Origin of the sequence: Brenneria alni, from assembly GCF_003666245.1 — a bacterium.
GTDB lineage: Bacteria > Pseudomonadota > Gammaproteobacteria > Enterobacterales > Enterobacteriaceae > Brenneria > Brenneria alni.
The window spans coordinates 1-12,782 of record NZ_MJLZ01000031.1 but is presented as its reverse complement, the minus strand read 5'-3'; the positions used below and the strand labels follow the sequence as shown (position 1 = coordinate 12,782).

At 53.4% G+C, this 12,782-nt stretch carries 13 protein-coding genes; 9 read left to right on the top strand and 4 right to left on the bottom strand.

Annotation, left to right across the window (positions count from 1 at the left end):
* Positions 1-107: 107 nt before the first annotated feature.
* From gcvP to BIY29_RS13550, 6 genes are all read left to right on the top strand, one after another.
* Positions 108-2,981: an aminomethyl-transferring glycine dehydrogenase gene (gene gcvP / locus BIY29_RS13575; RefSeq protein WP_121575648.1), complete on the top strand. Its 2,874-nt coding sequence runs from the start codon at positions 108-110 to the stop codon at positions 2,979-2,981.
* 283 nt (positions 2,982-3,264) lie between these two features.
* On the top strand, positions 3,265-4,137 hold the full coding sequence (locus BIY29_RS13570) for a carbohydrate ABC transporter permease (protein WP_121575647.1): 873 nt from the start codon (positions 3,265-3,267) through the stop codon (positions 4,135-4,137).
* The gene (locus BIY29_RS13565; protein WP_121575646.1) at positions 4,127-4,972 is read left to right on the top strand and encodes a carbohydrate ABC transporter permease; all 846 of its coding nucleotides are present in this window, start codon (positions 4,127-4,129) and stop codon (positions 4,970-4,972) included. The genes BIY29_RS13570 and BIY29_RS13565 overlap by 11 nt, the downstream gene beginning before the upstream one ends.
* Before the next feature lie 31 nt (positions 4,973-5,003).
* Positions 5,004-5,837 carry a phosphodiesterase gene (locus BIY29_RS13560; protein ID WP_121575645.1) on the top strand — a complete coding sequence of 278 codons (834 nt, stop codon included), beginning with the start codon at positions 5,004-5,006 and terminating at the stop codon, positions 5,835-5,837.
* Entirely contained in the window at positions 5,828-6,916 is a 1,089-nt protein-coding gene (locus BIY29_RS13555) for an ABC transporter ATP-binding protein (RefSeq protein WP_121575644.1), read from the top strand. Before BIY29_RS13560 ends, BIY29_RS13555 begins: the two co-directional genes overlap by 10 nt.
* Positions 6,909-8,216 carry an ABC transporter substrate-binding protein gene (locus BIY29_RS13550; protein ID WP_121575643.1) on the top strand — a complete coding sequence of 436 codons (1,308 nt, stop codon included), beginning with the start codon at positions 6,909-6,911 and terminating at the stop codon, positions 8,214-8,216. Before BIY29_RS13555 ends, BIY29_RS13550 begins: the two co-directional genes overlap by 8 nt.
* A gap of 77 nt (positions 8,217-8,293) precedes the next feature.
* On the opposite strand, the gene BIY29_RS13545 is transcribed toward BIY29_RS13550, so the two are convergent.
* The gene (locus tag BIY29_RS13545) at positions 8,294-8,902 is read right to left on the bottom strand and encodes an HD domain-containing protein (RefSeq protein ID WP_121575642.1); all 609 of its coding nucleotides are present in this window, start codon (positions 8,900-8,902) and stop codon (positions 8,294-8,296) included.
* A 336-nt stretch (positions 8,903-9,238) separates the two neighbouring features.
* On the opposite strand from BIY29_RS13545, the gene trhA reads away from it, so the two are divergent.
* Positions 9,239-9,886, top strand: a complete 648-nt coding sequence (trhA, locus tag BIY29_RS13540) for a PAQR family membrane homeostasis protein TrhA (protein WP_121575641.1) — start codon at positions 9,239-9,241, stop codon at positions 9,884-9,886.
* 75 nt (positions 9,887-9,961) lie between these two features.
* Here the strand turns inward: trhA and BIY29_RS13535 are convergent, their stop codons facing one another.
* From BIY29_RS13535 to ygfZ, 3 genes are all read right to left on the bottom strand, one after another.
* Positions 9,962-10,210, bottom strand: a complete 249-nt coding sequence (locus BIY29_RS13535; protein WP_121575640.1) for a DUF2442 domain-containing protein — start codon at positions 10,208-10,210, stop codon at positions 9,962-9,964.
* Positions 10,194-10,436: a DUF4160 domain-containing protein gene (locus tag BIY29_RS13530; RefSeq protein WP_121575639.1), complete on the bottom strand. Its 243-nt coding sequence runs from the start codon at positions 10,434-10,436 to the stop codon at positions 10,194-10,196. The genes BIY29_RS13535 and BIY29_RS13530 overlap by 17 nt, the downstream gene beginning before the upstream one ends.
* A gap of 175 nt (positions 10,437-10,611) precedes the next feature.
* A complete protein-coding gene (gene ygfZ / locus BIY29_RS13525) occupies positions 10,612-11,598 on the bottom strand; it encodes a tRNA-modifying protein YgfZ (RefSeq protein ID WP_121575638.1) in 987 nt (328 codons plus the stop codon).
* A 201-nt stretch (positions 11,599-11,799) separates the two neighbouring features.
* On the opposite strand from ygfZ, the gene sdhE reads away from it, so the two are divergent.
* Positions 11,800-12,066, top strand: a complete 267-nt coding sequence (sdhE, locus tag BIY29_RS13520) for an FAD assembly factor SdhE (RefSeq protein WP_121575637.1) — start codon at positions 11,800-11,802, stop codon at positions 12,064-12,066.
* Positions 12,047-12,460, top strand: a complete 414-nt coding sequence (locus BIY29_RS13515) for a protein YgfX (protein ID WP_121575636.1) — start codon at positions 12,047-12,049, stop codon at positions 12,458-12,460. The genes sdhE and BIY29_RS13515 overlap by 20 nt, the downstream gene beginning before the upstream one ends.
* Positions 12,461-12,782: the final 322 nt, after the last annotated feature.

Below are 12,782 nucleotides of genomic sequence, written 5' to 3'. Positions count from 1 at the left end.
TGACTGCGCCCGGACTCTGCTGAGGCGGGCGTTTTATTTTGTTCCCTCGCTCTGTGCTATCCCGCCGGGTGTGATGCAGAGAATGTTTGATGCAGGAAATTTCCGTAATGACCCAGACTCTCAGTCAACTTGAACATGACCGCGCTTTCGTTGAACGCCATATTGGTTCCTCAGCCAGCCAACAGCAGCGTATGCTGGCGGCGGTCGGCGCGGATTCGCTTGACGCATTAATCCGGCAGATTGTGCCTGCTGATATTCAGTTACCCAGGCCGCCTGCGGTCGGTGAGGCGGCGACGGAGCATCAGGCGTTGGCTGAGTTGAAAACCATTGCCAGCCGTAATCAGCGCTACAAAAGCTACATCGGCATGGGCTATAGCGCGGTGCTGATGCCGCCGGTGATTTTACGTAACGTGCTGGAAAATCCGGGTTGGTACACCGCCTATACGCCATACCAGCCGGAGGTTTCGCAAGGGCGTCTGGAAGCATTGCTGAATTTTCAGCAGATCACTCAGGATTTAACCGGACTGGAACTGGCGTCAGCCTCGTTGCTGGATGAGGCCACCGCTGCCGCAGAGGCGATGGCGATGGCCAAACGTATCAGCAAGCTGAAACAGGCCGATCGTTTCTTTGTGGCTGATGATGTTCACCCGCAAACGCTGGATGTGGTGCGTACTCGCGCACAGACGTTTGGTTTTGACGTGGTGGTCGGTAACGCGCAAGATGCGCTGACCGATGACCGCGTGTTCGGTGTGTTGTTGCAACAGGCCGGAACGACCGGCGAACTGCATGATTACCGCAGCCTGATGGCCGAATTGAAACAACGCAAGGTTATCAGTTGCGTCGCCGCCGATATCATGGCGCTGGTGCTGTTAACCGCCCCCGGTAAACAAGGGGCCGATATCGTCTTCGGGTCAGCCCAGCGTTTTGGCGTGCCGATGGGCTACGGCGGCCCACACGCGGCGTTTTTCGCCTGCCGTGATGAGTACAAACGCGCCATGCCGGGGCGGATTATCGGCGTATCGCGTGATGCCGCAGGCAACACCGCGCTGCGTATGGCGATGCAAACCCGCGAACAGCATATCCGCCGCGAAAAAGCCAACTCCAACATCTGTACCTCACAGGTGCTGCTGGCCAATATCGCCAGCCTGTATGCGGTTTTCCACGGCCCTGAAGGGTTGAAACGCATTGCCGGGCGTATCCATCGTTTGACGGACATTCTGGCGCTGGGATTACGTCAGGGCGGGTTAACGCTGCGTCATCAAACCTGGTTTGACACCTTGACCGTTGAGGTGGAGGACAAAGCCGCGGTGTTGAGCCGGGCGTTAAGTTTTGGCATCAATCTGCGATGCGATCTTGATGGTGCGGTCGGGATCACGCTGGATGAAGCCACCAGTCGGGAAGACGTATTGACGTTATTTGCCGTACTGCTGGGATATGCCCACGGGCTGGATATCGACACGCTGGATCTGGCCGTCAGCCAGCAGGCGGCGTCAATTCCCGCCGCGTTACAACGTGATGATGCCATTCTTTCCCATCCGGTATTTAACCGTTACCACAGCGAAACCGAGATGATGCGCTATCTGCACCGTCTGGAACGTAAGGATCTGGCGCTGAATCAGGCGATGATCCCGCTGGGTTCCTGCACCATGAAGCTCAATGCCGTCGCTGAAATGCTGCCGATTACCTGGCCGGAATTTGCCGAACTGCATCCGTTCTGTCCGCCTGAGCAGGCGCTTGGCTATCGGCAGATGATCGAGCAACTTTCCGGCTGGCTGGTGCAACTGACCGGCTATGACGCCGTGTGTATGCAGCCTAACTCTGGCGCACAGGGCGAATACGCCGGGTTACTGGCGATTCGCCGCTATCATGAAAGCCGTAATGAAGCGGCGCGTGATATTTGCCTGATCCCCAGTTCCGCCCACGGCACCAATCCTGCTTCGGCACAGATGGCGGGGATGAGCGTGGTGGTGGTGGCTTGCGATAAGCACGGCAATATCGACCTGCACGACCTGCGTGAAAAAGCACAATCAGCGGGCGATCGGCTGTCCTGCATCATGGTGACTTATCCATCCACCCACGGGGTGTATGAAGAAACCATCCGTGAAGTGTGCCAGATCGTGCATCAGTTTGGCGGTCAGGTGTATCTGGACGGCGCCAACATGAATGCTCAGGTCGGGATCACCTCGCCGGGCTATATCGGCGCGGATGTTTCCCATCTCAACCTGCATAAAACCTTCTGTATTCCGCACGGCGGCGGCGGCCCGGGTATGGGCCCGATTGGCGTAAAAGCCCATCTGGCGCCGTTTGTACCGGGGCATCAGGTGGTGAAGATTGACGGTGTGCTGACTGAACAGGGGGCAGTATCCGCCGCGCCGTTTGGCAGCGCCTCTATTCTGCCGATTAGCTGGATGTATATCCGCATGATGGGCGCGGAAGGGCTGAAACAGGCGAGCCAGATGGCGATCCTCAACGCCAACTACATCGCTACGCGGTTGCAGTCGGCTTATCCGGTGTTGTATACCGGACGGGATGGCCGTGTCGCCCATGAATGTATTCTGGACATCCGTCCGCTGAAAGAAAACAGCGGCATCAGCGAGATGGATATCGCCAAGCGTTTGATTGACTATGGTTTTCATGCGCCAACCATGTCGTTCCCGGTAGCCGGAACGCTAATGGTCGAGCCTACTGAATCAGAAAGTCAGGCCGAGCTGGATCGGTTTATTGATGCCATGTTGTCGATTCGCACGGAAATTGATCGCGTGATTAACGGCGAGTGGCCGCTGGAAGACAACCCGCTGGTAAACGCACCGCATACGCAGGCTGAACTGGCCGCAGACTGGCCGCATCCATACAGCCGTGAGCTAGCGGTATTCCCGACAGGCAGTGACAACAAATACTGGCCTACGGTAAAACGTCTGGACGATGTCTACGGCGATCGTAATCTGTTCTGTTCCTGCGTACCGGTGGCGGATTACCAGTAACCCATCCCCTCAGAAATAGGCCCGTCTGCTACCAGGCGGGTCACGTTCACCTCAGCACTGTTTTAACGCCATAATAGTTATCGGTTAAAAATAACATATTAAATATCATTATCTTATGGATAACGGTATAAACAAAACACCTTTATGGGTAATGATTAGCATTAATATTATTTCAATGAAAAATATTTCACCGCAAACAAACTGTCACTGAATTGTCGCCCCCCTGACATACAACGCCCTTATGGTGATTCTTCCCTGTTTCACACTCAGTGACTGATGTGTTATGCGTGTAAAATGGTTTCCTTACCTTGTGCTGTCGCCAACGCTGATTTTTCTTTTCGCCTTTACCTATTTCCCTTTACTGCGTTCGGCTATCGACAGTTTTTATGACACCCGGATGAATGCCAACCAGCCGCCATTCGTCGGTATGGATAATATTGTCCGCCTGCTACAGGATGCCGTGTTCTGGCAGGCGCTGTGGAACAATGTGCTGTATATCCTGATGACGGTTATCCCCGGCGTGCTGTTGGCTCTACTGCTGGCTGTGATGCTGTGGGAAAATTCGCGTATTAACCGCTGGCTGCGCACCGCCTTTTTCTTTCCGATGATTGTGCCGCTGGTCAGCGCGGCGACGCTGTGGCTGTTTATCTTCATGCCGGGGCTGGGCCTGCTGGACTACTATCTGGCGAAGATTTTCGGCCCGATGAACAATAATTACCTCGGCATGAGCGATACGGCATTGGTGGCGGTGAGTGTCATCGGTATCTGGAAGTTTGCCGGTTATTACATGCTGTTTTTCCTGGCCGGGCTGCAATCCATTTCCACCTCGGCACGTGAGGCCGCCATCATGGAAGGGGCGTCGAAATCTCAGGTTTTCTTCTATGTCACCCTGCCGTTGTTGCGGCCCACCATTGCGTTTGTCGTCACCATTGCCTTTATCTACGCCATTACCCAGATCGACCATGTAGCGGTGATGACGCGCGGCGGGCCGAACAACGCCACCACCGTTCTGCTGTATTACATTCAGGATCTGGCGAACGACACCCATGATCTCGGCAAAGCCTCCGCCGCGACCTTCCTTACGCTGCTGTTGCTGTTTGCGTTCTCCGTGCTGAACCTGAAAGTGCTGGAAAAAGGAGCGCACTATGAGCGCTGAACACCGGCACCCGCTGCGGGTGACCACGCGCCTGACGCTGCCGCTGCTGTTGATCTGCGCCGCGCTGCTGTGGGTCAGCCCGTTTCTGTGGATGCTGTCGTCGTCCGTCAGTACCAGCAGTTTTGGCGCCGATATGGCATCGGTGCTTCCGCGCTTTCCACTGACGCTGGATAACTTTCGTGAGGCGTGGCACAGCGCCGACTGGCTGCGACTGTATACCAACACGCTGATTTTTGCGCTGGGCACCTTTCTGGTGCAACTGGTGACCATCACGACCGCCGGCTACATTTTCGCCTACCACCAGTTTCGCGGTAAAACGCTGTTGTTCTATCTGTTGCTGATTCAACTGATGATCATGCCAGTGGTCATGATGGTGCCGAACATGATGACGCTGAAACAACTGGGGCTGCTCAACACGCTGACAGGCGTGATGATGCCGTATTTTGCCTCGGCGTTCGGCGTGTTCATGATGCGTCAGGCGTTTCTGAATATCGCCAAAGAAATTGAAGAGGCGGCGCTGATGGAGGGCTGCCGCTGGTGGCAGGTGGTGTTTCACGTGCTGATCCCCATGACCTGGCCGTCGATTCTGGCCTTTGCCACCGTTAGCATCACTTACCACTGGAATGAATATCTGTGGCCGCTGATGGTGCTCAACGATCCTGATAAACAGGTGCTGACCATCGGTCTGGTGTCGTTTGCCATGGGGGCGGAGTCCGGTGGGCAATGGGGACTGATTTGCGCTGGCACGCTGCTGGTGTGTTTGCCATTGATGCTGGCCTTTGTGCTGTTCCAAAAACAGTTCCTGAGTAGTTTTGGTTTTTCGGGTATCAAGTAAGCGCCTTTCAATCGGCGCTGGGAGAGAGGCGATGTTACTGGCACAGATTTCCGATCTGCATTTTCGCAGTGAAGGCCGTAAGTTGTATGAGTTTATTGATGTCAACAGTCAGAACGCGGAAGTGGTCAATCAGTTGAACGCGTTGCCGGAGCTGCCGGACGCGGTAGTGATCAGCGGCGATATCGTCAACTGTGGTTCTCCGCAGGAGTATCAGGTTGCCCGGCGGGTGTTGCAAATGCTGGACTATTCGCTGTATGTGATCCCAGGTAATCATGACGATAAACGCCACTTCCTCGATGCCATGCGCCCGCTATGTCCATTGCTGGGCGACGATGCGGAAAATATCCGCTATGCGGTGGACGGTTTCCCGGTGCGTTTGCTGTTTATTGACAGCAGTCTGGCAGGGCAGTCAAAAGGCTGGCTGACGCAGGCAACGCTCGGCTGGCTGGAGCAACAACTCAGGGATCATCCGGATCGGGAAAGTGCGGTTTTTATGCACCATCCGCCGCTGCCGCTGGGCTGCGCACAGATGGACCCTATCGCCTGTGAAAATGGCCATGAATTGCTGAAACTGATCGACCGCTTCCCTCAATTGACCCGGATTTTCTGCGGCCACAATCACCGCCTGATCGTCGCCCAATACCGTCAGGCCATAATTGCCACGGTGCCGGGAACGGTGCATCAGGTGCCTTATTTACATCATGACGACACGCCTTACTACAACCTTGAACCGGCTTCCGTCGTTATGCACCGCTATGTCCCGGTTACCGGACTGGTCAGCTATTGTCAGTCGCTGGCGCAATTTGCCGGTCCTTATCGTTACGATCCCTCTATCAGTTGCCCGGTGGATGAATCATGGCTGTGATTCAGTTGCGCAATATCAGCAAGCAGTTTGAACACACTCAGGCGCTGAAATCGCTGTCGCTGGATATTGTCGATGGAGAATTTCTGGTGCTGGTCGGCCCGTCTGGCTGTGGCAAAAGCACCTTGTTGCGTATGTTGGCCGGGCTGGAGAGCGTCAATACAGGGCAAATCCTGCTTGGGGATGAGGAGATTACGCACTGGAGCCCGAAACAGCGTAATTTTTCGATGATCTTCCAGAACTACGCGCTGTTTCCACACCTGACGGTGGAGCAGAACATCACCTTCGGTATGCGTATGCGCGGTGAGCCAAAAGCTGAGTATCCGGCGCGGGTACAGCGGGTTGCCAGCCTGCTACAGCTTGAACCTTTGCTGCATCGTAAGCCGGGCAAACTCTCTGGCGGCCAGCGGCAGCGTGTGGCGATGGCGCGGGCGATTGTGCGCAATCCCCGTCTGTTTCTGATGGATGAACCGCTGTCGAATCTCGATGCCCGACTGCGCAGCGACGTGCGGGACGGGATCATGGCGTTACATCAGCAACTGAAAACCACCACGGTTTATGTTACCCACGATCAGATTGAAGCCATGACTATGGCCGATCGGATCGCTGTGCTGGATCAGGGCGAGTTGCAGCAGGTCGGCACGCCCGAACAACTCTATGCCCATCCTGCCAATGTATTTGTGGCGGGATTCATCGGCACCCCGGCGATGAATCTGATCGCTTTGCCCTGTACGTCCGGTCAGGCCGTGCTGTTGGATCAGCACATCAGGCTGCCTGAAACGGACGAAACCCGCGCCATGACGGCGGTGCTGTTAGGCATCCGTCCCGAACATATTACCGAACAGGACGCATCAGAAGGCCGGGTGCAACTGCCGGCAACGGTGGTGCAGCGGGAACTGTTCGGCGCCGAATATCTGATGCAGGTGGATACGCCGCTTGGCCCCATCCGCTATCGCCGGGCCAATCGCCACGGCGTGCCGGGTATCGGCGCGGCGCTGCTCCTCAGTTTTTCCCTACAGGATTGTCATTGGTTTTCCGGGCGCACCGCCCGCAATTTATCCCAGGAGAAAATAGATGCGTAAATATCATATTGCTGCGCTGGCTATCGCGCTGCTCAGTGCGGGTCAGGTGCTGGCAAAACAGAGTATTGATTTCATGTTTCCCGCGCCGGTGGACGGCAAGCTGACGATGGAAATGAAACAGATCATTAACGACTACAACACATCACAGGATCAGGTCGAGGTACGCGGTATTTTTACTGGCGGCTACGATACCACCAAGGTCAAGGCCGAAGCTGCCGCCAAAGCGGGGGAGCCACCCGCGCTGGTGATCATGTCGGCCAACTTCACCGCCGATTTGGTGATCAAGGATCAGATCCTGCCGATGGATGATCTGTTCAAATACGGCAACGAAAAAGCCACGCCGTTTCTGACCAAAAATTTCTGGCCTGCGCTGCATCAGAATGCGCAAGTGATGGGCGTGACCTACGCCATCCCGTTCCACAACTCCACGCCGATCCTGTACTACAACGAGAATATGCTGAAGCAAGCCGGGTTCAATGAACCGCCGAAAACCTGGGATGAAGTGGTCAGGATAGCCAAAAAACTGACCGATCCGGCGAAAGGGCAGTGGGGCCTTATGATCCCCTCCACCAACGATGATTACGGCGGCTGGATGTTGTCTTCTCTGACTCGTGCCAACGGCGGAGCTTATTACAACGCGGATTATCCTGGCGAAGTGTATTACAACACCGCCTCAACCAAAGGGGCATTGCAGTTCTGGCGCGATCTGGTGTATCGGGACAAGGTGATGCCGGCGGGTGTGCTGAATTCCAAGCAGATCAGCGCGGCTTTCTTCTCAGGTAAGTTGGGCATGGCCATGCTGAGTACCGGGGCGTTGGGCTTTATGCGCGAGAACACCAAAGATTTTCCGCTCGGCGTGGCGATGATGCCGGAAAAAGTGCGCCGTGGCGTGACCATTGGCGGCGCCAGTCTGGTGAGTTTTAAAGGGATTTCAGAACAACAGAAAAAAGCCGCCTGGCAGTTCCTGAGCTATCTGGTCAGCCCGGAAGTGAATGGGCGCTGGAGCCGGTTTACCGGCTATTTCGCCCCGCGCATAGCCGCCTACGACCTGCCCGATATGAAAGAGTATCTGGCGCAGGATCCGCGGGCGGCGATTGCGCTGTCGCAACTACAGTATGCTCATCCCTGGTATGCGACCTATGAGACTGTGGCGGTACGCAAGGCGATGGAAAATCAGCTCGCCGCCTTGCTTAACGATCCCAGCGCCAAAGTGGATGACGCCGTGATCCGCGCACAGCAGGAAGCGGATACCATTATGAAGCCGTATGTTGAGAAGACTGCGCTTAAGCAAGCGGAATAAGGCTGTTGTTTGCATTATCCAGGCGTGGTGCGGGTTTCGGGCGTAACTCTATCTGGAGCAACGCCCGACAATAGCGCTTAAAGCAGCCAACCCCTGGCTTTCGCCGTTTCCAGATGCTGTTTCAGGTGTTGCCACAGTTCAGGATTGATATTGGCAATGAAATCGGCGCGGCCTAATACCTGATCCAACCGGATGCCATTTTCCACCCAGCTTTGGCCCTGATTATACAAATTCATCAGTACCGGCATGATGCGGTCGATCATCAGGGCAAATTGGGCATTGGCGGTTTCGCCCGCTTCGTATTCCAGCCAGAGATCGTGGAATTGCTGGCGTTGCGGTTCTGGCAACAGACCGAAAATCCGCGCTGCCGCCGCCACTTCCTGCTCGTGTACGGCGACACGGGCAGGCAGGTCATAAACCATGACGTCGCCAGCATCAATTTCGACGATATCGTGAATCAGCGCCATTTGGATCACGCGGTTAATATCGACGTCTTTCCCGGCATAAGGCGCCAGGCTCATGGCGGCGACGGCAAAATGCCAGCTATGTTCAGCGGAGTCCTCATGGCGTGCGCTGCCAATAATCTTTGAACGGCGCTGCACGCTTTTTAGCTTGTCAATTTCCATCAGAAAGCCGATTACATCGGTCAGCGAACCGAAATCAAGAACAGTTGAAGCAAACGACATTAGAACAACCTCTCTCAGTTAAAACCGGACAGCACTTCATAATGAGAGCGCTTTAAAAGCGGACAATTGTAGGGGATGTGACCGGATATTTATATGCATGATTGCAGCTAATATAGAAATGGTATACCCCTCATCTTTCTAGTCGCAGGTGTGTTGGCTGCCTTCCTGCGTCTTGAAATCTATTGGGTATAGGTGGTGCGGGATTATTTTAGCTTACACGTGTACACTGAAAATATTCTCAGTTAAGCTGCTCAAAGGTTATTCACTCGGTGAGTCATGTTGCGCCTGCGGCGCGTGACGTCTGGATGGGGCAATAAGCCGCTAATTAAGGTAAACATGTCAAAGAATTTGTGGGAGTCGGGATATTCGCTGGCAGAGGAAATCGCCAACAGCGTCAGCCACGGAATCGGCCTGGTTTTCGGTATTGTCGGTCTGGTTCTGTTGTTGGTGCAGGCGGTGAATAATGGTGCGGATAGCATAGCCATCACCAGCTATAGTCTTTACGGCGGGAGCATCATTCTGTTGTTCCTGGCGTCTACGTTGTATCACGCTATTCCCTCGCCGCGTGCCAAACCCTGGCTGAAGAAGTTTGATCACTGTGCGATTTACGTGCTGATTGCCGGCACTTATACGCCTTTCTTACTGGTGGGGCTTAACTCACCGCTGGCCCAGGGGCTGATGGTGGTGATCTGGAGTATGGCGCTGATCGGCGTCATTTTTAAGCTGGCGTTCGCTCACCGTTTTGAAATGCTCTCGCTTATTACCTATCTGGTGATGGGCTGGTTATCATTAGTGGTGATTTATCAACTGGCTATGACGTTGTCCATAGGCGGCGTGACGCTGCTGGCGATAGGTGGCGTCATTTATACGCTGGGGGTGATCTTCTATGCCAGTCAGCGTATTCCCTACAACCACGCCATTTGGCACGGTTTTGTGCTGGGCGGCAGTGTCTGCCATTTTCTGGCTATTTATCTTTATGTGTAAATTCAAGCAGATTATGGATGAACGAGGTTTTATTCTTATGTCGCCATAACTCCTCATATAGAGATAATCAAAAGATTATGCTGCATGATGAGGTCGGTGAGTAACATCACCCCGGCCATCCAACAAACCTTCAATAGAAATGTCTTCGCCAAGTTTATCCCAGTGTATTCCGCGAGGACTCAACTCATAGTTATTCCGCTCTGCTTCTGTTGCATGTAACAACCGAGGAAACCAGACTAACGGAACACCAAGGGTTCGGGCATCACTAAGCTCCACCCACATATTGAATTCATCGAAACGAACCTGTTTAGCTGAAATAGTCATTCCAAGCCTCCAAAAATGACGTTTTGTTAGTATCAATAATTTCAGAGAGTTCCTTCAATACCCGGGCGTTAAACCCATCATTTCGAGCAAGTTTACTCTCTGGTATTAACCAGAATTTGGCCTCTGCTTCTGAGTTCCGCACATGAATATGTGCTGGTTCCTGAGGGTTGCCCTCATTCGAGTAGAAGAAAAACGTAAAACCTCTGAATCTCAGTATCACAGGCATAGGTGCCCTTCCATATACTCTGGATTATGATGAATAAAAATTCGCCAGTCAAAGTCTGGTTCATCAGTTTACGAAATCGCATAGCGCTAAGGTTGGGAATGCTCTATGCGCGAGGATGAGTTCAGCGGCGAAGATTGTTGCCAATCTCTGATGAGTGTCGGCGTTATTATGGCTTTCAATCTTCAAGCGTATACGGCAAGGGTTGAATCGCCAGCGTACTGTCGGCATCGTCCCGCACGCGCAGGGTGCTGTCGGCCTCAAGATCGTTGTTCAGCACGGCCTGTACCCATACCCTTTCATCCTGCAATCGGCAGGCTGCCAGTACGGTGCCGGTCCGGCGCCAGTTTTCCCCCAGCCGTAATTCCAGATCTTCCCCAACGTCGGGAACCCTGCCTGCCTGACCGGCCAACCAGTAGAGCGCCCGTTTGTTGGCGCCCCGGTATTTGGCGCGGGCAACCATTTCCTGCCCGGCGTAGCATCCTTTGCTGAAACTGATCCCATTTAATGCCTGTAAATTAGCCGCTTGCGGGATGAACTGCGCACTATTTGCGCTATCAATGATCGGCAGACCGGATTCAATATCCAAAGCCAGCCATTGGCGGCTATCATTTAACCCAGCCTTGCCTTCAAGTCGTTCCAGCAGCGTAGTGCATTGCTCTGTGGTCAGTACCAGCAGGAAACGTTCTTCGGGATGCGGAAAATGGAGTAGGGTAGCCTCCTGATGGTGAACAACCGGGTGCTCGGCGTCCGGCAGGGTATCGAAAATCAGGCGCAGCTTTTCACGGATCTGTGCGCCAGCGGCACCCAGCAGTACGAGATTGTCGTCTGCGGCGATCGTCGTTTTGGAGAAAACAGCGTATTTTTTCAGCTCATTGAGTTGGATGTCGCGCAGGTTACGGCGTTCAATAAAAGCAAACCCCTCTCCGCGTTGGAATAAACGCAGAGCGCTCCACATTTTTCCCTTGGCGTCACAGTGCGCACAGAGTACATGCTGGTCGGCGGGTAGCGCTGCCACGTCGGCAGTGACCTGTCCCTGAAGGTACTTGACGGTGTCGGGGCCGGTTAATGTGACCAGCGCCCAGTCATCAAGCGAGATCAGGGTCGCGGGGAGATGAGAAGAAGCAATCGGTAGTTGTGAGGCAAAAGCGGGTTGATTGGGCATAGTACAATCCTGCGCGGCGATGCAATAAGCGAATGCCCTAATGGTAAAAGAGCGGTCAGGGTTTGCAAGTGGTTATTGTGCGGGTGGGCGGTATGGCTCAATATCCCGGTAAAATATGTCAAAGTGTTACTATTCGTTGAATACCCGTTGCTGAAATCAGGTTACACTGATAGTCAGCATCGATAATAAGGTGGTATAAGCATGGAAATCGATAATAAATCACGGATTCACTGGGCATGTCGGCGCGGTATGCGTGAGTTGGATATTTCTATCATGCCTTTTTTTGAGCATGACTATGACGCATTAAGTAATGATGACAAGCGAACCTTTGTTCGCCTGTTGCAGTGTGACGATCCAGACCTGTTTAACTGGCTGATGAATCACGGTGAACCGCAAGATCAGGATCTGAAACGTATGATCTCCCTTATCCAGACACGAAATAAAGACCGTGGCCCAGTGGCAATGTGACCTTCGCGTTTCCTGGCGTATGCAGCTTTTTTCACTGGTTGCGCACGGACTACTGGTTTTACTGATACTGCTGGCGCCCTGGTCGGACAGTTATACTGTGCTGTGGCTGGGGTTGGTCACGCTGGTGGTGTTCGGTTTCATCCGCAGTCAGCGGAACATCAAATCCCGTCAGGGGGAAATTTCATTACTCGGCGCAACGCACCTGCGTTGGCAGCAACAGGAATGGCGGATTATCAAACGTCCGTGGATGCTGAAGAATGGCATTTTACTGTCACTTAGGGCGGTTGATGGTAAAAGGCGACAGCGACTGTGGCTGGCATCGGACAGTATGGGGAATGAAGAGTGGCGTCACCTGCGCCAACTGTTGTTGCAGCATAAACGCTGGGTGAGGTAATTGCCTGGCGGTTCACTATTTTCTGTTTTTGGGCGCGATATATATGTTTATTGCCTGCATTTGTTTTTGATATCCGCATAATGCCTCACCCCGCCATGATTGGATGAAAACCATCCTCCGCAAAGATATAAAATTTCTCTTAATAGAGCGGTTTTTTAATTGAAAACTTGGTCACAAGTAGAATTTCAGCAGGTAAATTCTGTAGTTCGTGTTAAAAGAGTATATCAACAGAATATTAAAATAAATTGAGTGCAAACTGTAATATTGCTTTTTACGATTATTATCGGTAGTCCTTACCATAATGTGTTAATAATCCCAGTAA